21 protein-coding genes and 1 pseudogene are annotated in these 19875 nt (G+C 71.3%); 11 read left to right on the forward strand and 11 right to left on the reverse strand.

Going from position 1 to position 19875, the window contains the following annotated elements; all coding sequences use genetic code 11:
* Positions 1 to 670 precede the first annotated feature (670 nt).
* On the reverse strand, positions 671 to 1753 hold the full coding sequence (gene recA / locus CCR97_RS19890; RefSeq protein ID WP_111359183.1) for a recombinase RecA: 1083 nt from the start codon (positions 1751 to 1753) through the stop codon (positions 671 to 673).
* 234 nt (positions 1754 to 1987) lie between these two features.
* On the opposite strand from recA, the gene CCR97_RS19895 reads away from it, so the two are divergent.
* The gene (locus CCR97_RS19895; protein ID WP_111359182.1) at positions 1988 to 2452 is read left to right on the forward strand and encodes a hypothetical protein; all 465 of its coding nucleotides are present in this window, start codon (positions 1988 to 1990) and stop codon (positions 2450 to 2452) included.
* Between the two features lie 9 nt (positions 2453 to 2461).
* On the opposite strand, the gene CCR97_RS19900 is transcribed toward CCR97_RS19895, so the two are convergent.
* The 4 genes from CCR97_RS19900 to CCR97_RS19915 form a co-directional block, all read right to left on the reverse strand.
* A complete protein-coding gene (locus CCR97_RS19900; protein WP_111359181.1) occupies positions 2462 to 2875 on the reverse strand; it encodes a hypothetical protein in 414 nt (137 codons plus the stop codon).
* A gap of 163 nt (positions 2876 to 3038) precedes the next feature.
* Positions 3039 to 3260 carry a hypothetical protein gene (locus CCR97_RS19905; protein ID WP_111359180.1) on the reverse strand — a complete coding sequence of 74 codons (222 nt, stop codon included), beginning with the start codon at positions 3258 to 3260 and terminating at the stop codon, positions 3039 to 3041.
* 134 nt (positions 3261 to 3394) lie between these two features.
* Positions 3395 to 4033, reverse strand: coding sequence for an NrsF family protein (locus tag CCR97_RS19910; protein WP_111359179.1), 639 nt, complete (start codon positions 4031 to 4033; stop codon positions 3395 to 3397).
* A 61-nt stretch (positions 4034 to 4094) separates the two neighbouring features.
* Positions 4095 to 4556 (reverse strand): sigma-70 family RNA polymerase sigma factor, encoded by a 462-nt coding sequence (locus tag CCR97_RS19915; protein WP_338049119.1) that lies wholly within the window; start codon positions 4554 to 4556, stop codon positions 4095 to 4097.
* Between the two features lie 303 nt (positions 4557 to 4859).
* Between CCR97_RS19915 and CCR97_RS19920 the strand changes: the two genes are divergently transcribed.
* The 4 genes and pseudogenes from CCR97_RS19920 to CCR97_RS19935 all read left to right on the forward strand — a co-directional run bounded on the left by CCR97_RS19920 (position 4860) and on the right by CCR97_RS19935 (position 7350).
* Positions 4860 to 5141: a BufA1 family periplasmic bufferin-type metallophore gene (locus CCR97_RS19920; protein ID WP_111359178.1), complete on the forward strand. Its 282-nt coding sequence runs from the start codon at positions 4860 to 4862 to the stop codon at positions 5139 to 5141.
* Positions 5142 to 5241: 100 nt separating this feature from the next.
* Positions 5242 to 6104, forward strand: a pseudogene (gene bufB, locus CCR97_RS19925) (MNIO family bufferin maturase).
* Positions 6101 to 6868 (forward strand): HvfC/BufC N-terminal domain-containing protein, encoded by a 768-nt coding sequence (locus CCR97_RS19930; RefSeq protein ID WP_111359672.1) that lies wholly within the window; start codon positions 6101 to 6103, stop codon positions 6866 to 6868. Before bufB ends, CCR97_RS19930 begins: the two are co-directional and overlap by 4 nt.
* On the forward strand, positions 6865 to 7350 hold the full coding sequence (locus CCR97_RS19935) for a DoxX family protein (RefSeq protein WP_111359671.1): 486 nt from the start codon (positions 6865 to 6867) through the stop codon (positions 7348 to 7350). Before CCR97_RS19930 ends, CCR97_RS19935 begins: the two co-directional genes overlap by 4 nt.
* 321 nt (positions 7351 to 7671) lie before the next feature.
* On the opposite strand, the gene CCR97_RS19940 is transcribed toward CCR97_RS19935, so the two are convergent.
* Positions 7672 to 8661 (reverse strand): Bug family tripartite tricarboxylate transporter substrate binding protein, encoded by a 990-nt coding sequence (locus CCR97_RS19940; protein WP_111359670.1) that lies wholly within the window; start codon positions 8659 to 8661, stop codon positions 7672 to 7674.
* Between the two features lie 298 nt (positions 8662 to 8959).
* Here CCR97_RS19940 and CCR97_RS19945 point away from each other — a divergent pair, with 298 nt between their 5' ends.
* Positions 8960 to 9958, forward strand: coding sequence for a DUF3616 domain-containing protein (locus CCR97_RS19945; protein WP_111359669.1), 999 nt, complete (start codon positions 8960 to 8962; stop codon positions 9956 to 9958).
* A 147-nt stretch (positions 9959 to 10105) separates the two neighbouring features.
* On the opposite strand, the gene CCR97_RS19950 is transcribed toward CCR97_RS19945, so the two are convergent.
* The 4 genes from CCR97_RS19950 to CCR97_RS19965 form a co-directional block, all read right to left on the reverse strand.
* Complete coding sequence (locus tag CCR97_RS19950) at positions 10106 to 10414, reverse strand: GIY-YIG nuclease family protein (RefSeq protein ID WP_111360425.1); 309 nt, start codon at positions 10412 to 10414, stop codon at positions 10106 to 10108.
* Between the two features lie 287 nt (positions 10415 to 10701).
* A complete protein-coding gene (locus tag CCR97_RS19955; RefSeq protein ID WP_111360424.1) occupies positions 10702 to 12351 on the reverse strand; it encodes a fumarate hydratase in 1650 nt (549 codons plus the stop codon).
* Between the two features lie 347 nt (positions 12352 to 12698).
* On the reverse strand, positions 12699 to 13415 hold the full coding sequence (locus tag CCR97_RS19960; RefSeq protein ID WP_111358638.1) for a lectin: 717 nt from the start codon (positions 13413 to 13415) through the stop codon (positions 12699 to 12701).
* Positions 13416 to 13496: 81 nt separating this feature from the next.
* Entirely contained in the window at positions 13497 to 13907 is a 411-nt protein-coding gene (locus CCR97_RS19965) for a (R)-mandelonitrile lyase (protein WP_111358637.1), read from the reverse strand.
* A 184-nt stretch (positions 13908 to 14091) separates the two neighbouring features.
* Here CCR97_RS19965 and CCR97_RS19970 point away from each other — a divergent pair, with 184 nt between their 5' ends.
* Positions 14092 to 14400, forward strand: a complete 309-nt coding sequence (locus tag CCR97_RS19970; RefSeq protein ID WP_146618829.1) for a hypothetical protein — start codon at positions 14092 to 14094, stop codon at positions 14398 to 14400.
* 42 nt (positions 14401 to 14442) lie between these two features.
* On the opposite strand, the gene CCR97_RS19975 is transcribed toward CCR97_RS19970, so the two are convergent.
* Positions 14443 to 15000, reverse strand: coding sequence for a hypothetical protein (locus CCR97_RS19975; protein WP_111358635.1), 558 nt, complete (start codon positions 14998 to 15000; stop codon positions 14443 to 14445).
* A gap of 415 nt (positions 15001 to 15415) precedes the next feature.
* On the opposite strand from CCR97_RS19975, the gene CCR97_RS19980 reads away from it, so the two are divergent.
* The 4 genes from CCR97_RS19980 to CCR97_RS19995 all read left to right on the forward strand — a co-directional run bounded on the left by CCR97_RS19980 (position 15416) and on the right by CCR97_RS19995 (position 19717).
* Positions 15416 to 15724 carry a hypothetical protein gene (locus CCR97_RS19980; protein ID WP_111358634.1) on the forward strand — a complete coding sequence of 103 codons (309 nt, stop codon included), beginning with the start codon at positions 15416 to 15418 and terminating at the stop codon, positions 15722 to 15724.
* A 420-nt stretch (positions 15725 to 16144) separates the two neighbouring features.
* A complete protein-coding gene (locus CCR97_RS19985) occupies positions 16145 to 18325 on the forward strand; it encodes a transglycosylase domain-containing protein (protein WP_111358639.1) in 2181 nt (726 codons plus the stop codon).
* Between the two features lie 262 nt (positions 18326 to 18587).
* Positions 18588 to 19169 carry a DUF1214 domain-containing protein gene (locus CCR97_RS19990; RefSeq protein WP_111358633.1) on the forward strand — a complete coding sequence of 194 codons (582 nt, stop codon included), beginning with the start codon at positions 18588 to 18590 and terminating at the stop codon, positions 19167 to 19169.
* On the forward strand, positions 19166 to 19717 hold the full coding sequence (locus CCR97_RS19995; RefSeq protein ID WP_111358632.1) for a DUF1254 domain-containing protein: 552 nt from the start codon (positions 19166 to 19168) through the stop codon (positions 19715 to 19717). The genes CCR97_RS19990 and CCR97_RS19995 overlap by 4 nt, the downstream gene beginning before the upstream one ends.
* Positions 19718 to 19875 lie beyond the last annotated feature (158 nt).

A 19875-nucleotide genomic window follows, 5' to 3' on the forward strand; every position in this document is an offset into this window, starting at 1 on the left:
GGCCCCCCCGGTCGTCGGCCCGGACGGGTGCCGCGGGCCAGCGCGCCCGTCCGGGCCGACGACCGGGGGGGCCGTGGGTGACGTCACCGGTTGCTCCTCGTCTCGGTTGCCTGTGGCCCATAGCAGAGCCGGCCGGCCGAGGCGTCGGTTTTCGCCGTCCATGAACAAGAATCGCGGCGCCCGATCGTCGCCACGCCGAAGGCGGACCTAGCCGATCGGTCCCCCGGAGCGGCCGGTCGGGATGCCGGAGCGTCTCGTCGGGACAGGGTGGCGCCCCGTCGCGGCGCCGGAGGCGAGCCGTCGGATGCCGGAGCGGCCGGCGCGGGGCCGACGGCGGCGGGTCGAGACGCGATCCGTCGCGACGCCGCAGGCGGCCAATCGCGGCGCTGGAGTCGCCCCCCCCGATACGGACCGCGGCAAGTCCGAACGTCTCCGCCCCGCACGATCGCGAGATCGTCGGGCGGAGACGTCCGCTGGCCATCCCACCACGGAGGCTCAGCTCTCTAAACACTCCTGCCGACACACGGCCGACATGCGAAACGCCGACACGCGAAACAGTGCCGGGGATCGAAACGCTGCGGAGCGCGCTCCGTCCCGGGCGGGTCGGACCGCACTCCGATGATCTCGACCCGGCACCGCGTGCGGCGCCGGCTGTCGATGCGAGACGCGCCTACTCCTCGGCGCCCTCGTCGTCGTCCTCCTCGGGCTCGCCCGCGAGGATCTGCTCGGCGATCAGGCCGGCGTTCTGGCGGACCGCCTGCTCGATCTTGGCGGCGACGTCGGGATTGTTGCGCAGGAACGTCTTGGCGTTCTCGCGGCCCTGGCCGATGCGGGTCGAGTCGTAGGAGAACCAGGCGCCCGACTTCTCGACGATCCCGGCCTTGACGCCGAGGTCGATGATCTCGCCGAGCTTGGAGACGCCCTCGCCGTACATGATGTCGAACTCGACCTGCTTGAACGGCGGGGCGAGCTTGTTCTTCACCACCTTGACGCGGGTCTGGTTGCCGACGACCTCCTCGCGCTCCTTGATCGCGCCGATGCGGCGGATGTCGAGGCGCACCGAGGCGTAGAACTTGAGCGCGTTGCCGCCCGTCGTGGTCTCGGGCGAGCCGTACATCACGCCGATCTTCATGCGGATCTGGTTGATGAAGATCACCATGGTGTTGGAGCGGCTGATCGACGCCGTCAGCTTGCGCAGCGCCTGGCTCATCAGGCGCGCCTGCATGCCGGGCTGGGCGTCGCCCATGTCGCCCTCGAGCTCGGCGCGCGGCACCAGCGCGGCGACCGAATCGACCACCAGCACGTCGACGGCGCCCGAGCGCACCAGCGTGTCGGCGATCTCCAGCGCCTGCTCGCCGGCGTCCGGCTGCGAGATCAGGAGGTCGTCGAGATTGACGCCGAGCTTGCGGGCATAGACCGGGTCGAGGGCGTGCTCGGCGTCCACGAAGGCGCAGATGCCGCCCTTCTTCTGCGCCTCGGCGACGGTGTGCAGCGCCAGCGTCGTCTTGCCCGAGGATTCGGGGCCGAAAATCTCGACCACACGGCCGCGCGGCAGCCCGCCGACGCCGAGCGCGATGTCGAGGCCGAGCGAGCCGGTCGATACCGTGTCCACCTCGAGCGGCTTGGTCGACTTGCCGAGCCGCATGATCGAGCCCTTGCCGAAGGCGCGCTCGATCTGGGTGAGCGCGGCATCGAGGGCCTTGGTCTTGTCCATGGAGGTATTCTCAACGACTCGCAGGGGGGCCGACGCCATCAACGCCTCCTCTATGCCCGGGATTCGGAGGGCCGACAACGCAGGCCGCGCCTCCATGAGCTAGACCGTACACCATCTGTTCTCATTTCGCAATATGTTCTCTTTACGTCCTGCATTCATACCGTTGGACGCGCGGCTCGCTTCCGGATCAGGTCGCCGGTCGACGGCTGGCGTCGCGCGCCGGGCGTGCTATGCGGCAGCGGTCGGAGCCCCAGAAGCCGAAGGACTGCCGTCATGCCGATGTTGCGCCCCTCGTCGCGCGTGCCGAGGTCTCGGGCGATCGTGATCGTCCTCGCCGCGGCCGCGCTGGTGACGCCGCTCGGGGCGGCCGACCTGCCCGGGCCGGACGACATCGCGGTGCCGGCGCCGACCGCGCCGCCGAGCCCGGGCGGCGATGCCGCCGGCGACACGGCTGCGGACGCCGCGCTCGCGGCCGAGCGGGCCGCCGTTCAGGCGTTCGGGGCGAAGACTCCGGCCTGCCTGGCCTGGGGCGACGGCTGCGTCACCTGCCTGAGGGGTGAGGACGGCAAGGTCGTGTGCGCCAATCCGGGGCCGGCCTGCCTGCCGCGCGAGACGGCCTGCCTGCGCGTGCGCGACGTGCCGCCCGATGCGGCGCCGAAGGACGCCGCCCCCGCGGATGCGCCGAAAGGCGCCGCGCCGACGGCTCCACCGGCCCCCGCGGCCCCGGCGAAGCCCTGACGGCGGCGCCTACTTGCCGCAGTTCCACACCGGGCCGATCGGCGTGTCGGTCCAGCACGGGCCGAAGCCGCCGCCGTTCCAGCGGCCCTGGTAGAAGCGGGCGCCGCCCCAGCCATAGACCCACTGCCAGCCGTCCGGGGTGAGATAGCGCCGGCCCGGCCCGTAGGGACGGGCGATCCACGAATCGCGAGACCGGTAGGGGCTGGTGTCCTGCGGCGGCTCGTAGCCGGGCAGGAAGCCGTAGCCGCCGCGCGACCGTCGCACCGTCACCTTGGTCCGCTTCTTGGCGGGGCCGGCGGTGGGCGCGGCCGTCCCGGCCTTGGCGGCGGACGGCACCGCGGCCGAATCGGCCGGCGCGGCCGTCGCCGGACCGGCGATGGCTCCGAGCAGGGCGGCGGCGAGAATCAGGGGGATCGGGCGCATGGCGGTCCTTCTGCCGGGAAAGCGCGGCGCAAAAACGGCGCACCCACCCTAGGCCCGGACGCTCCCCGCCTGAAGGGCCCGCGCCGCCGCGACACGAATCGAAACCGAACGCGGCGAACAAGTCCTCACCGGCGCGACCGATCCGACCCGAACCGACGTCCGCTCAGGCGTCGGCCGTGCGCGCGTGATGATCGTGCAGGAACACGGCGAGCTTCTCGCGCAGCGCCTCGTCGCGCTCGCTGGCGTGGCCGGCCAGCACGGCCTCCTCGAACAGGTCCTGCTGCACGTCCTGCGGCAGGCGGTCCCAGACCGCGACCACGGCCGAGCCGAGAAGCCTCTCGAAACGGTCGCTGCGGGGATCGGCGGAACGGCGATCGGTCTGCATGAGCGCGTCTCCTGCGGATGGACGGTGGGGTCGCGCGCCGGCGGGGCCGCGACGGTTATCCAAGAAGGATGTCCAAGTCGGATGTCCAAGAGCGGCCCGGGCGGATTGTTCCGGCGGTCGACCGGCGGCGCCCGCTACCAGCGCAGCACGCGCGGTCCGGCGAGCGCCCCCACGGCCACGACCAGGGCGGTCGCCAGCCCGTACCAGGTGGCGACGAACAGCGGTGAATCATCGGTGCAATGGAGGGCGTAGAGAGCAGCCGCCACGGCGGCGCTGAACAGGCCGGCCGCCGCACCGGCCCGCGCCGGGTGCAGAGGGGCGCCGCCGCGCAGTGCCCACAGGGTCGCGACCAGGACCGGGACCGAGAGCAGCGGGATGGCGACGAGGCAGACCCGGGCGTTGCTTCCGGCGAGACGCCGGCCCCAGTCGGCGGACGGCACCGTGGCGAGCTCGACCGCGACCGAGATCCCGAGCAGGCCGGCCGGGGCCGCGAGGCCGGCGGCGATCCGGCGCACCGGCGTGGCCGGCTCGGCGAGCCCGACCGCGAGCGCCGCGGCGACGATCGCGAACAGCCCCATTTCCACCGGCTTGAGGACGAAGCGCAGCGTCTGGGCCGCGGTCGCGAGGTCGGCCCGCGGCCCGAGCACGAGCCCGAACAGCGCGCCGGCGACCAAGAGCCCGGCGCCGGCCGCGAGCGGCAGCGCGACGGCGAGCCGGCGCTCCGTCACGTCGCCGTCGGCCACCAGGGTGCGGAGCAGATCGTCGGTTCTCATGTCCAGCGTCCGTGTGTCCAGATTCCGCTCGTCCCGGTCTCGTGGGTCTCGCGTGCGTGTCTCATGTGCGCTCGGCGGCGGTGCGGCTCAGCCGAGCGAGGCCGCGATGCAACGCGACCCGCAGCGCCCCCTCGCTGGTGCCGAGCGTCTTCGCCGCCTCGGCGATGCCGGCGCCGTCCACCGCGATCGCCGTGACGGCGGCCCGCTCGCCGGCCGGCAGCGTCTCGAGCGCACGAGCCAGCTCGGTCTCGCGGATCGCCGGCTCCTCGGACGGCGCCGCCAGCGTGTCGACGACGTCGTCGAGCGGCACGCCGGCGCGGCCGCCGCGACGGCGGATCGCGTCGATCGTCTTGTGGCGGGCGATGGCGCCGAGCCACGGGCCGATCGGACGCGCCGCGTCCCAGGTGTGGCGCTTGAGATGGACGGCGAGCAGGATCTCCTGGACGACGTCCTCGGCATCGTTGGCGGCGAGCCCCGCCCGCACGATCGCGCGGCGCACGCCGGCGCGCAGCCGCGCCGCCATGCCGCGCAGGCAACGGTCTTAGGCCGCCGCGTCGCCCGCGAGCGCCAGCCGCATCAGTCCGCTCCAATCGTCGTCGTCCGTGCTCACCCGTGATGGTCCCTTCGGGCACGACACCGGAATTGTTACACGCCACACCGCCACGGCACGAAGGCGTGACGACGGTCGCTTCCGGAACACATGGCCGTGAAGACGTAACCGATGGTGTCCGGTTGCGTAAGAGCCTGTACGGCCGGCCGCTCAGGCCCGCCTGCGGCGCCCCGGACGGGGCGCCGCGACGGACCCTCTTCTCACGGAGATCATGTGATGACCACCAAGCCCGCCCTCGCCGCCGTGCTCGCCGGCTCGCTCGCCGCGGCGCTGTCGCTCGCCGCCTCGCCCGCCACGGCGCAGGGCTCCGACAAGGAGAAGTGCTACGGCGTCGCCCTGAAGGGGCAGAACGACTGCGCGGCCGGCCCCGGCACCACCTGCGCCGGCACCTCCAAGGTCGACTACCAGGGCAACGCCTGGAAGTACGTCGCCAAGGGCACCTGCACGACCATGCAGACCCCGAAGGGCATGGGCTCGCTGACCGCCAAGGCGAGCTGATCAGGTCGAACTGATCAGGCCGCACCGATCGGGACGGCGCGGCGGCGCCTGCGCCCCGCCGCGCCGTCGATCCTCGCTCGGCAAACACGACGAAACCCTCATGACCTTCTCCCGCTCCGCCCTGCCCCTCGATGCCGGCGTCGGCTTCAAGCCGCAGCATCTCGACGGCCTGCTCGGCGATGCCGACCCGCTCGGCTTCGTCGAGATCCACGCCGAGAACTACATGGGCGCCGGGGGCCCGCCGCACGCGATGCTCGCCGCGTTGCGCGAGCGATACGCGCTGTCGATCCACGGTGTCGGCCTGTCGATCGGGGCGATGCGCCCGCTCGATCCCGCGCATCTCGCCCGCCTGGCGGCGCTGTGCGCCCGCCACCCGCCGGCGAGCTTTTCCGAGCATCTCGCCTGGTCGTCGCACGACGCCGTTTATTATAACGACCTCCTCCCCTTGCCCTACACGACCGAGACGCTCGCCCGCGTGTGCGAGCATGTCGACACGGTGCAGACCGCGCTGCGGCGCCAGATGTTGCTGGAGAACCCGTCGACCTACGTGCTGTTCGCGACCAGCACGCTCGCCGAGACGGACTTCCTGCGAGAGGTCGCGCGTCGCACCGGCTGCGGGCTCCTGCTCGACGTCAACAACGTCTTCGTCTCGGCCACCAACCACGGCACCGCGGCGGAGGCCTATCTGAAGACTTTCCGCTGGAGCACGTGCGGGAGATCCATCTTGGCGGCCACGCCGAGACGAAGGACGAGATCGGCGCGCCGCTGCTGATCGACGCCCACGGCACCCCGGTCGCCGATCCGGTGTGGGCCCTCTATGCGCAGGTGATCGCCCGCACCGGGCCACTGCCGACCCTGATCGAATGGGACAACGACGTGCCGGACTGGCCGGTGCTGCGCGCGCAGGCGGAGCGGGCGCGCGGCGTTCTGACTCGCTCGTCGGCCCGGAAGGACGCCGCATGAGCACCGCCCCATTTGCGGCCGCCCTGCTCGATCCGGACCGGCGACTGCCGGACGAGATCACGTCGCACACGGCGCGGCATCCAGAGACGCGGTTCGCAGTCTATCGCAACAACGTCATGGTCTCGCTGATCGAGGCCTTGCGGACGCGATTCCCGGCGACCGAACGCATCGTCGGCGATGAGTTCTTCACCGCGATGGCGCGCACCTTCGTGCGGGCGCAGCCGCCGCGCTCGCCGCTGCTGATGTCATATGGCGACCACTTCCCGGCTTTCGTGAAGGCGTTCCAGCCGACGGCCGACATGCCGTGGCTCGCCGAGGTGGCGCGACTCGAGGCGGCGCGCACGCGGGCCTATCACGCCGCCGACGCGGTGCCGCTCGCTCCCGCCGACTTCTCCGCGATCGATCCGGACACGCTCGGCGCGATGCGGGTGCAGCTGCATCCCTCCGCCGCGATCGTCCGCTCGCAACACCCGGTCGTGACGATCTGGGCCATGAACAGCGGCGAGGCGCCGCTCGGCCTGGTCGACTTCGGCACAGCCGAGGACGCGCTGGTGGTCCGCCCGCATCTCACCGTCGGGGTGCTGCGCCTGCCGCGCGGCGCTGCCACGTTTCTCGGCGCATTGCAGGACGACGCCACGATCGCCGACGCGCTTGGTGCCGCGCTCGCGGACGACGAGAGCTTCGATCCCACCGCCACGCTCGCGCTGTTGATCGGCAGCGGTGCGGCGGCCGCCCTCACCCCGGCTCCGGAGGCTGCGCCATGACCGACGCCACCCTGTCCCGTTCCGCACCATCGCCCCTCGTCGCCGCGGCGCGAGGCGTCACGGCCGCGCTGGAGCGCATCCCCTATTCGCTGGTCGCGCTCGTCGCGCGGCTGTCGATCGCCGGGGTGTTCTGGCGCTCCGGCCAGACCAAGGTGTCGGGCTTCGGCCTCTCCGATTCGGTCGTCGACCTGTTCCGCGACGAGTACCGGCTGCCGCTGGTCGATCCGGCGCTCGCAGCGACCGCGGCGGCGATCGCCGAGCATCTGTTCCCGGCGCTGCTGGTGCTCGGGCTCGCGACGCGCCTCTCGGCGCTCGCGCTGCTGATCATGACGCTGGTGATCCAGCTCCTGGTCTATCCGGATGCGTGGCCGACGCACGGCACCTGGGCGGCCTGCCTGCTGATCCTGATGACCCGCGGCGCCGGCACCGTATCGCTGGATCATCTGCTGGCCAGGCGGTTCGGGACGACAGCGCCCGCGTGACGCTCGGCCTCGTGCCCCGGACAAGGCCTATCGGGCCGCAAGCCCGACAGGCCGCCGAGCCGGGGCCCAGGGCGGCACGCAAGACACCTCGATCAGCTTCCGCTGAAATCGACCCACGCCGCTCATTCCCGCGTAGGCGGGAATCCAGAGCCACGCGTCGTGCGGCCCTGGGTCCCCGTCTTCGCGGGGACGAGCGGAAAGTGAGGCTGCGTCATACAATCCGACGCCAAACAGAGCCGTCAGCAGACGCCTCGTCCGACGCCCCTGTGTCCCGGCTCGCGATGCGGCGCATCGCGTCCGGGACACGGACTCGAGACCTGATCAGTTCAGCTCGATCTTCGCCGCCGCGACGGCGCGCTTCATGCGGTCGAGGTCGCGCCTGATCTCGGCGGCGAACTCCGCCGGCGTGTTGCCGACGACGACGGCCTGCTGGGCGACGAGGCGGCTCTTCACGTCCGCGTGGCCGAGCGCCCGGACGGTCGCGGCGTGCAGCTTCGCCACGATCGCGGGCGGCGTCTTCTCCGGCACCACGATGCCGAAGAACGCCATCCAGCCGAGGTCGTCGAGGCCGAGCTCGGTGAAGGTCGGCACGTCGGGCAGCGCGTCGACGCGCTTCGGTCCCGATACGGCGAGCGCCCTCAGCTTGCCGGCCTGCACCATCGGCAGCGTCGAGGGCAGGTTGTCGAACAGCACCTGCACCTGGCCGCCGACCGTGTCGTTGAGGGCCGGGCCGATGCCGCGATACGGCACGTGGACGATGTCGGTACCGGTCGCGAGCTTGAGCTGCTCGCCCATCAGATGCGACACCGAGCCGATGCCGGCCGACGCATAGGCGAGCTTGCCGGGCTGCCCCTTGGCGAGGGCGACGAAGCTCTTCATGTCGGTCGCCGGCACGCTGGGGTTGATCGTCATGATGTTCGGCACCGCGGCGATGTTCGACACCGGGATCAGGCCGGTGAGCACGTCGTAGCCGAGGGTCTTGTAGGCGGCCGGGTTGATGGCGAGCGTCGAGGCCGTGCCCATGCCGATCGTGTAGCCGTCGGGCTGCGCCTTGACGATCGCCGCCGTGCCGATGGTGCCGCCGGCGCCGCCGCGGTTGTCGACCAGCACCGGCTGGCCGAGCTCCTGGCGCAGCCCCTCGGCGACGACCCGGCCGATCACGTCGGTGGAGCCGCCGGCCGCGAACGGCACGATCATGGTGATGGGCCGGCTCGGCCACACGTCCTCGGCCCCGCGGGCCGAGACGGGCAGCAGCGTGGCCGCGAGCCCGGACAGGACGAGGCGGCGCGAGACGGGCGAAAAGGTCGGCATGGGAACATCCTTTGACTGGCAATGCGGGCAGGCCCGGCCCGGCTCCGACCCTGCCCCCGCCGGGCGTGTGGCCACGGCGGCACTCCGCCGCATGAAAGCGCCTTTTGGACTCCGAAACCATCCCCGGCGGGCGCCGCGACGGGTGTTGCGCCGCATACCAGGGCAGCGCTAGGTGGAGCCGACGATCACGAGGGCTTCCACCATGCCGCTTCGCCCGCCGCCGCCAGGCCCGACGTCTCTTCGCACCCGACGTCCCGCCGCCGCAGTCGCCCGGGTCCTGGGCGCCGCGCTCGGCGGGATGCTCTGGCTGGCCGGGCTCACGGTGCCGGCCGTCGCCGAGATGCCGGCGCTCGCGCCCGAGACGAAGAGCTGGTCGGTCGACGGCGACTTCGCCCGCAAGGCGGCCGACGAGACGCCGCGCACGCGCGCCCGCATGAACCTCTCGGGCGCCGCCTGCGCGCCGACCCGACCGCGCTTCGCCTCCTGCCTGATCGTCAACGACGAGAAGAAGTACGCGCAGTTCTTCTCGGTGAAGGACCGCAGGCTGGCGCCCGGCGCCGTGATCCGCCTCGTCGGCAAGGACGTGAAGGGCGATCCCGACGCCGAGGGCGCCGCCTTCGCCGACCGGTTCTTCTACGTGATCGGCTCGCACGGCCGCCCGCGCCACGGCGACGGCGCCGGGCGCGCGCGCTTCGTCGTGCTGCGCTTCCCGGTCGACGCCCGAGGGCGCCCCGCCTTCCCGGTCTCCGAGGAGGAGCCGACCGGGGTCGAGACGTCGAGCCGACTCGGCGAGGCGATGCGCGAGGCCGCCGGCCTCGGCGCCTTCTACGACCAGCCGCTCGACCACAACGGCGTCAACATCGAGGGGATCGCGGTCAAGGACGGCCGCATGCATCTCGGTTTTCGCGGGCCGTCGGTGGACGGCGAGGGCTTCATCCTGAGCGTCGACGCCGACGCCGTGTTCACGTCGGACAAGCCGCTCGCCCCGAAGGTGACGCGGCTGCCGCTCGGCAGGACGACCGGCATCCGCGATCTCGCGGCGGTGCGCGACGGACTGATCGTGCTCACCGGCCCGGTCAACGAGCAGGCGGTGGCGCCGGCGCTGTGGCACTGGAGCGACCGCACCGGCGCGGTGACCCCGCTCGGCACCCTGACGCCGCCCAAGAACCTGCCCGCGGACGCCAAGGCCGAGACCGTGCTGGTGCTGCGCGACGCGCCGAAGCAGCCCTTGCGGCTCCTGATCATGTACGACGGCGCCGAGAACGGCGCGCCGACGGAGTACCGGGTGAAGCGGTGAGGGGCCGTCGCCCTTCGAGGCTCGCCTTTGGCGAGCACCTCAGGGTGACGGTGAGATTCAGTGCCCGAGGTCGCTGGCACAACGCCCCGAACTTCCCCCGTCACCCTGAGGTGCCCGGCGCAGCCGGGCCTCGAAGGGCGACGGCCCCTACGGCATTCGTTCGCGCCCGCCGCGCCGTTTCGCGGCTCTCACGAGCCCGGACCAGTCCCCGCGAGCCAGAGCTTCTTTCTTCACGCGGCTCCACCCCTTGAGCCGACGTTCGGCCGCGATCGCATCGGTGATGCGGTCGAACTGCTCGCTCCAGACCACCGTCACGGGACGCCGCGACCACGTGTACGCCTCGGGATGCGCGCCGGCATTGTGTTCCGCGACGCGACGATCGAGCCCGTCGTCGCTCGTGCTGCCGACATAATAGGAGCCGTCGGCACAGAGCAGCATGTAGACCACCGCCCCCATCGCAAGCCTCGTTAAACCAACGACCTCGGGCACTGACTCTCGCCGTCACCCTGAGGCGGCTGCGCGACGCGGAGCCCTCGAAGGGCGACGGCCCGGCCGGGCCGCATCCTTCGAGGCCCGGCTGCGCCGGGCACCTCAGGATGACGGGTCAAGGCTCAGGGCCGTTCGTACTACGACCTCCCGTCGCTCCGGGGGGGGGCCGTCCCCCTTCGAGGCTCGGGCTTTGCCCGAGCACCTCAGGGTGACGTATCGATGTCGGTGCGCGACAGCGAGCGGCGCCGCCGCCCCTACCCCAGATTCAGCTCCTTGAAGAAGTCGTTGCCCTTGTCGTCGACGACGATGAAGGCGGGGAAGTCCTCGACCTCGATGCGCCAGATCGCTTCCATGCCGAGCTCGGGATATTCCAGCACCTCGACCTTCTTGATGCAGTACTCGGCGAGGTTCGCGGCGGCGCCGCCGATCGAGGCGAGATAGAAGCCGCCGTATTTCTGGCAGGCCTCGCGCACCGCGGGCGAGCGGTTGCCCTTGGCGACCGTGATCAGCGAGCCGCCCGCCGCCTGGAAGTCGCCGACATAAGAATCCATGCGGCCGGCCGTGGTCGGGCCGAAGGCGCCCGAGGCGTAGCCCTCCGGCGTCTTGGCGGGGCCGGCGTAATAGATCGGGTGGTTCTTGACGTAGTCGGGCAGGCCCTGGCCGCTTTCGAGCCGCTCGCGCAGCTTGGCGTGGGCGAGATCGCGGGCGACGATCATCGGACCGGAGAGCTTGCACAGCGTCTTGATCGGATGCTTGGTCAGCTCGGCGAGGATCTCCTTCATCGGCTTCCTCAGGTCGATGTGCACGACCTTGCCGCCGAGCTTGTGGAGGTCGATCTCCGGCATGTACTGGGCCGGGTTGTGCTCCAGCTCCTCCAGGAACACGCCGTCCGGCGTGATCTTGCCGACCGCCTGGCGATCGGCCGAGCACGACACGCCGATGCCGATCGGCAGCGAGGCGCCGTGGCGCGGCAGCCGGATCACCCGCACGTCGTGACAGAAGTACTTTCCGCCGAACTGCGCGCCGACGCCGAGGTCCTGCGTGAGCTTGAGGATCTCGGCCTCCATGTTGAGGTCGCGGAAGGCGTGGCCGTCCTCCGAGCCTTCGGTCGGCAGGCCGTCCAGATACTTCACCGAGGCGAGCTTGACAGTCTTCATCGTCAGCTCGGCCGAGGTGCCGCCGATCACGATCGCCAGATGATAGGGCGGGCAGGCGGCGGTGCCGAGCGACAGGATCTTGTCCTTGAGGAACGCGACCATCCGGTCGTGGGTGAGGATTGAGGGCGTGCCCTGGTAGAGATAGGACTTGTTGGCCGAGCCGCCGCCCTTGGCGATGAACAGGAACTTGTAGGCGAGCGCGTCACCGTGGGTGTCGGCCGCGATCTCGATCTGGGCCGGCAGGTTGTTCCGCGTGTTCTTCTCCTCGAACATCGAGATCGGCGCGAGCTGCGAGTAGCGCAGGTTGCGCTTCAGGTAGGCGTCGCGGGCGCCTTCGGCGAGCGCCGCCTCGTCGTCGCCCTCGGTCCACACCTGCCGGCCCTTCTTGCCGGAGATGATCACGGTGCCGGTGTCCTGGCACATCGGCAGCACGCCGCCGGCCGCGATGTTGGCGTTCTTGAGGAAGTCGAAGGCGACGAACTTGTCGTTCGCGGACGCCTCGGGGTCCTCAATGATGGCGCGAAGCTGCTTGAGATGCGCCGGCCGCAGCAGGTGGCTGATGTCGCCATAGGCGGCCTCGGCCAGCGCCTTCAGGGCGCTCGGCTCGACCACCAGGAAGTCACGGCCGAACGCCTTCTCGACCCGCACCCCCTCCGACGTGATCTTGCGGTAGGGCGTCGTGTCCTTGCCCAGCGGGAACAGGGTCGAATGCTTGAAGGGCGGAAGGATTTGGGCGGGCGCGTTCATGGCGAAGGATCCTGGCTCGTGTCCTGGCTCGGTGCGCGGGGCTGGCCGCTTATAGAACGATTACAGGATTTGGGGGAGCCGGGGTCCGGGATGGGACTTATGCCGGGGAACCGCGCCGCCCCAAATCGTCGGTTCGGGGCGCGGCCCGGTCCCTTCTCCCCGCCGCGCGGGGAGAAGGTGGCTCGCCGCATCGCGGCGAGACGGATGAGGGGGCTCATCGCCAAGGCCGAGACTCGCGGCGACGCCCCCTCACCCAACATTCGCGCTGATCGCGCGAATGTCGACCTCTCCCCGCGCGCGGGGAGAGGTGACACCCCGGGAGAGGCGGAACGCACGCCGCAAGGGCCTCACTCCACCGCGAAGCAGTACAACAGCCCGTCGCCGCCGGTGGAGCGCAGGTCGGCCTGGGTGCAGCCGCCGCCGGGGCCGCGCGACGGATGCGAGGTGTTCCACGACTTCGCCGGGGCCGAGTCGTCGAGGCCGGTGCGGTCGGAGTGGCCGACCATGGCGGCGCCGGTCGTGCTGCTCGTCCAGTTGCGGCAGGTGCGGTCCTCGCCGGGCGGGAAGGCGCGGCCGTCGGCCTGCGAGCCGGTGAGGATGTCGTGGCGGTTCGGCGTGTCGCCGCGGCCGTTGATCACCTCGCCCTTCTCGCTCAGCGCCGTCTGCTTGGTGAGGTTGTTGCCGGCGCCGTGCAGGTCGTCGACGTCCTTGGCGATGACGACGCCCTTGGCGTTGCTCCACGGGCCGCGGCCGATGCGGTCGCGGGCATTGACGGCGGGCGCCCCGTCCGCCGCCTGGGTCGAGAGATAGGCCCGCCAGGTCTTGCCGCCGGCCCCCGCCGCTTGCGCGAGCGTCTGGCAGTGGCGGTCGGCGCCGGCGAGGCCGCCGAGATCGCCGCCGTTGCCGGGCCCCTGACTGGTGACGAAGAACGTCATGGCGCCGCCCTGCTGGGCGGCGGCCGGAGCCGGGATGGCGACGCCGACGGCGAGCGCGAGCGCGGCCGGGGCCGCGACGATACGGAACCTGTCACGCGAGATGGCACTCCACGATGAAGCACTCCTCATGGCAGTCCTCCCTGATGGTTTTCTTCTGTCGGGCGGGCAGGCGGCGGCCGGTCGCCCGCACTCTGGCCGGCCGCCGAAGACTCAGGTGCCGAGCGGGGCGCGATAGTCGGCGTCGCTGACCGGCTCCATCCAGTCGACGTGCTTGTTGTCGGTGTCGGCCTCGTGCATCGCCAGATGCTCCATGGCGACGTCGAGGGCGGCGCCGTGCCAGTGCTTCTCGCCCGGCGGGATCCACACGACGTCGCCGGCCCGGACCTCGCGCACCGGCCCGCCCCAGGTCTGCACCCGGCCCTTGCCGGCGACGATCACCAGCGTCTGGCCGAGCGGATGGGTGTGCCAGTTGGTGCGGGCGGACGGCTCGAAGCGCACCCAGGCGGAGCGGATGCGGGCCGGCGGCGGCGCCTCGACCACCGGGTCCTGCCAGACGGTTCCGGTGAACCAGTCCGGGTTCGCCCGCCGCGAGGGCACGCTGCCGCAGGTCTGAATGTCCATTGTTCTCGTTCTCCCGATCGTCCCGACACGAAGTCGTCCCGACGCGCCGATCGCGGCGCGCCGCGCGCACTATACGGCGCCGAGAGGCGCGACGACGAGGGCGTGCAGGGTCGGCGACCGCGCGGAACCGCGACCTGCCGCCCTCGATTGAGCAGACGGGGGATGCGCGACCGGAGATGCTGGAATGGCCCACCCGCCGCGACGCTCGAACGGCCCAGGCCCTCACCTCGCCGGCCCGGTGCTGATCGGGAGCACGCTCGCCGTGGTCGCGGTCGCCGGCCTCGCGGTGATCACCGACACGCCGGCGGACGGGATGCTGCTGGCCGCCGAATCGGGACTGGGAGCCGGAATCCTGGGGGTGGCCCTGGCGGGGCTGTTCACCTGCGCGGCATTCGCCACCAGCTTCGCGGCCCCGCTGGAGACTCCGCGGGGCGGCAGTGCACAGCCGCTTCCGGTGCGCGTGCGGGTCCGGAGCTTCGGCGCCCGGCGCTGAGGCGGGCACCGGGTCACCCGGCGACGTCGGGGCGCGGCGACGTCACTTCATCGCGGCGGGATCGAGAGCGGCCTGCGGACGGCTCGCCTGCCACTTCGTCTTGTAGAGGCCGCGCAGCGTCAGCGGACCCCACTTAATCTCCGACACCCGCCAGGCGGTGCCGACCTTCATCAGCTCGACCGTGACGGACTCGGGCTTGCCGAAATTGGAGAACGACACGGTGCCGACCGCCTTGGCCGGACCGGCCTCCTTCACGTCGATCTTGAGGTCGGCGATGTCCCAGGCGTCGCGGCCGACGAACGGGTCGCTGCCGAGCACCAGGCCGACGCCCGGCCGGGCGACGGCGTCGCCGTCCTCGAGAATCACCGAGGCGAGCCCGTGCGAGAAGTAGCGCTTCACCGCCTCGGGCGAGTCGAGCGCCACGCCTTTCGCGGCCTGGGTCGAGTTGCCCACATAGGATTGGTAGATGCCCGACAGGAAGCTCTTGGCCGAGGTGTCGGTCTCGCGCGCCGCCGCCGGACCGACGGGCAGAGCGAGGGCCGCCGCGACCAGGACAGCGGTCAGCACGGCGCAACGCCGCGACAGGGTTCGGACGGACATGGTGGCGGCTCCCGAGAAGACGAACTGATCGACGCGCTGTGCCTGTGGACGTGGTGTTCTTGGACGTGTGCCTGTGACCGGCATTTGTACGTGTTGGTGGTGTACGTGTTGGTGGGATCGTCCCCGTCCGGGGTTCGGTCCCACGTGCGCAAGCAAACCCTCGAAACACTAAAAAGTTGCCCCGAACGGGCTAGGTGGCCGATCACGAGTTCGGGAGGTGGTAAATTGGTCGGAACTCGCCGCTCGACGCCGCCGGTCGGGCCTGTGGCCGGGAGGCGACAACCGGGCGGAATCGGCCGACCCCGGGTTGCCGGATCGCGGTGCGGCATGGGATCGTGGTGGCCGGAGTCCGTCCCGGCCGATCGCCCCGCGCCGGACGACACGTTCGAACCTGCGACTTGAACCGAGGTCCGCGATGCGCAAAGGCCTGATCGCCGCCCTGCTGATGCTGCCGTTCGCGGCGGTCCCGTCGACGGCCGGCATTCTCGACGTCCCGCCCTTCCAGGGGAACGACACCGGCGGCATCATCGCCTGGTCGCCGGCGATCGCGCACACCTATCGGGACATCGCCGCGGCCCATTGCGCGACCTGGTACAAGGCTGCCCGGATCACCAGCGTCCACCGGCGCTACGGCGACTACGTCTCGTTCGAGTGCCACTTCCCGCCCGGCTACGACCCGCGCAGGTGGATGGTCTACGGCCCGCCGGTGCGCGCCCTGCACTGACGGGCGGCACTGACGGACGGCATCGACGGGCGGCGAGCCCGGCTCGCTTCGTCCGGAAGAACAGGACAAGAACATAGACGCCGCGCACGTCCGGCTGCGCCGGCTGCCCGGCCATACTGCTCCCATAATCCTCGGCTTTGTGACCGGCGTGTCCTTGGCCCGCCGGGCCGCATCGGATAAACGAGATTTTTCCGCGTCGCGTGCCGGGTCGGCCGGGCTCGAACGAGCCGGGCGGCGCCGGATGGCGGCCGCGGTGCGACCGGGTTCGACCGCCGGGTCCCCGATCTCCGCGACGGGGCTCCCGGGGTCGGGTGGTCCGGACCGGCGACGGGCGGGTTCGGGGAGAGGGAAGCGGCCTTGAACGACGACAATCCCGACCGGCTGCGACGCGTCTCCCTCCTGGAGCGCCTGCGGCGCTTCATGCTCGACCTCGATTCGCGGCTCGACTTCGGACTCTTCAAGGGATTCCGCTGGTCGCGCGAGATCGTCGAGCGGTTCGTGGTGTTCATGGACCGCTTCTATGTCGGCGGCTGGCGGCGCTGGCTGCTGGTCGAGCCGACCTCGGAGGCGCTGACCCTCGGCCTGGTCGGGCTGGTGCTGATGCTGGCGCTGGCCATCCCGGCCTTCAACGAGACCTCCGATGAGGACTGGCTGAAGAAGTCCGAGCTCGCCGTCGTCTTCCTCGACCGCTACGGCAACGAGGTCGGGGCGCGCGGCATCAAGCACAACGACTCGGTGCCACTGGAGGACTTCCCCGACCACCTGATCAAGGCCGTGCTGGCCACCGAGGACCGGCGCTTCTACGAGCATTTCGGCATCGACATCGCCGGCACGCTGCGCGCCGTCGTCACCAATGCGCGGGCCGGCGGCGTCGTCCAGGGCGGCTCCTCGCTCAGCCAGCAGCTCGCCAAGAACCTGTTCCTGTCGAACGAGCGCACCATCGAGCGCAAGGTCAAGGAGGCGTTCCTGGCCATGTGGCTGGAAAGCCGCCTGACCAAGAACGAGATCCTCAAGCTCTATCTCGACCGCGCCTACATGGGCGGCGGCACCTACGGGGTCGACGCCGCGGCGCAGTATTATTTCGGCAAGTCGGCCCGCGACGTGACGCTTCCCGAGGCGGCCATGCTGGCCGGCCTGTTCAAGGCGCCGACCAAGTTCGCCCCGCACATCAACCTGCCGGCGGCGCGCGCCCGCGCCAACGTCGTGCTCGACAACCTGGTCGAGGCCGGGTTCATGACCGAGGGCCAGGTGTTCGGCGCCCGCCGCAACCCGGCCAAGACCATCGACCGGCGCGACGAGAGCGCCCCCAACTACTATCTCGACTTCGCCTTCGAGGAGATGCGCAAGCTCGTCGACAAGCTGCCGAAGTCGATCAGCGAGCGCGCCTTCGTGGTGCGCACCGCGCTCGATCCGGGCCTGCAGCAGGTCGCCGAGAAGGCGATCGAGGACGCCATCAAGCAGTACGGCCGCGACTACCACGCCAAGCAGGCGGCGACCGCGGTGGCCGATCTCGACGGCGGCATCCGGGCGATCGTCGGCGGCGTCGACTACGGCGAGAGCCAGTTCAACCGGGCCAGCGACGCGCTGCGCCAGCCGGGCTCCTCGTTCAAGCCCTACGTCTACGCGGCCGCCCTGATGTCCGGGCTGAAGACCAACAGCCAGGTGATCGACGGCCCGATCTGCGTCGGCAACTGGTGCCCGAAGAACTATTCGGGCGGCTTCTCCGGCGCCACCACGATGGTCTCGGCGCTGACCCGTTCGCTCAACACGGTGGCGGTGTGGCTGACCCGCAAGGCCGGCGGCGGCAACGACCGCGCCGGCCGCAACAAGGTGGTGGCACTCGCCAAGGCGATGGGCCTGACCACCCCGCTCACCGACACCCCGTCGCTGCCGATCGGCGCCGGCGAGGTCCGGGTGTTCGAGCACACGGTGGCCTACGCGACCTTCCCGAACGGCGGCAAGGCGGTGCGGCCGCACGCCGTGCTCGAGGTGCGCACCGGCATGGGCGAGACCATCTGGCGCTTCGACCGCGACGGCCCGCAGCCGCGCGAGGTGATGTCGCCGCAGGTCGCCGCCGACATGAACTTCATGATGAACAAGGTCGTCGAGGAGGGCACGGCGCGCCGCGCCATCCTCAACGGCATCAAGGCGGCCGGCAAGACCGGCACGACCAACGCCTACCGCGACGCGTGGTTCGTCGGCTTCACCGGCAACTTCGTCTGCGGCGTGTGGTTCGGCAACGACGACTACTCGCCGCTCAACCGCATGACCGGCGGCTCGATGCCGGCCATGGTGTGGCACACCATCATGGAATACGCCCACCAGGGCATCGAGCTGCGGAACATCCCGGGCCTGCCGCCCAACCCGGCTCAGATCGGCCCGCGCATCGCCGAGAACGGCAGCGACGTGCCGCGGCCCGCCATGCTGTCCAGCAAGGGCGCCCAGTCGCTGGTCCGCATCGAGCGCCTGCTCGACGAGGCGGCCCGCGCCGCCGCGGTGGCGACCACCCCGAAGCTCGGACCGCAGACCGAGGCGCCGGCGCTCGTTCCGGGCGCGACGGCGGCGGCCGGCCCGGTCCTGCCCGCCGTGCGGCGGGACTAGACCCGAGGTCGAGCGATCCGGCCGTGGCAAACTCCGCGCACGCATTTTCCGGCGACTCCGGCACTGGATCGCCGATCGCCCCTTGTGAACGATCTCCGACGGCGTCATGCGCGGGCTTGACCCGCGCATCCATCCGGAGAAAACGTCTTTTCCAAGCGATGGATCGCCGGGTCGAGCCCGGCGATGACGCCGTATCCCGGACGAAGCGTTTCGTCGTGGCGGCATCGGCGACTCATCGCGCGACACGTGATCGGACACTCCCGTGCGGCTGCTGATCGGTGCTCTTCTGTCCCTGATGGTCGCGGCGGCGATCGGGCTCGGCTCGACGTGGCTGGCGCTCACCCGCGGCGTCGCCTTCGGCGGCGTGACGCTCGGCGCCTGGACGGCCTATCCGCGCGCCGGCAGCGCTGAGATCGATCCCTATGCGCGCGCCTCGGTGTCGCGCGGCGGCCTGCTGCCGGTCGGGCTCGGCGACGGCGTCGCCTTCATCGCCGAGAAGGACGACAAGGGCCGGCCGCTCGACGGCCGCTGCGACGTCCGCCTCGCCGGCGTCACCCCGCAGGCCCGCTTCTTCACCCTGACGCTCTACCGGCCGGACGGCGCCCTGGTCGCCAACTCGCTCGGCCGCAGCGGCTTCACCAGCCAGGAGCTGGTCCGCCGCAGCGACGGCTCGTTCGAGGTCGTGATCGCGCCGCGCGCCCGCCCCGGCAACTGGCTGCCGACCGGCGGCGTCGAGCGTTATCTCCTGGTCCTGCGCCTCTACGACACCCCGGTCGGCATCGCGACGCGGGCCGAGCGCGAGGCGCCGATGCCGTCGATCACGGCGACGGAGGCCTGCTCGTGATCCGCTGGCTCCTGTGGCTGCTCGCCGGCCTGATCCTCGGCGGCATCGTCCACTTCGTCACGGTGCTGTGGCTGCCCAAGGCGGCGACCCGCGACGCCTATGCGCGGCTCGAGCCGGTGACGCCGGTCAACGGCTTCGTGCTGCTGGGCGAGCCGACTCCGGAGAAAGCGCCGGTGCCGTTCATGGATCCGGCCTTCGCGGCCTCGGTGTGCCGCTACGATCTCGGCCCCGGCGCCATCAAGCTGACCGCGCCGGTGAGCCAGGCCTACACCTCGGTCACCTTCTACACCCGCACCGGCGTCGCCTATTACGCCATCAACGACCGCGCCGCCGGCCGCCGGGTGATCGAGCTCGACCTGATGACGACCAAGCAGCGCGACGCCCTGCCGACCGAGGAGGACGTCACCGCGGCCGACCGGCTGATCGTCGAATCGCCGACCCAGACGGGCCTGATCGTGGTGCGGGCGCTCGCCCCCGAGCCCGGCCTGCGGCCGATGGCCGAGGCCGCCGTCTCGGCCGCCAAGTGCGCGCCGCTGCCGCCGCCCTGAGAACGGCCGGCGCCGCCCTCTCCCGACTCCCCGAGGTGACCGCGTCCTTCGAGACGCGCCCTTCGGGCGCTCCTCAGGACGAGGATCAGGGTCCGGAGCCGGCCGCCCGACACGCGGCAAAGCAGCCCCTCGGACACTAGCCAAACTACAAAAAAGGA

It is taken from the genome of Rhodoplanes elegans, from assembly GCF_016653355.1.
Lineage (GTDB): Bacteria > Pseudomonadota > Alphaproteobacteria > Rhizobiales > Xanthobacteraceae > Rhodoplanes > Rhodoplanes elegans.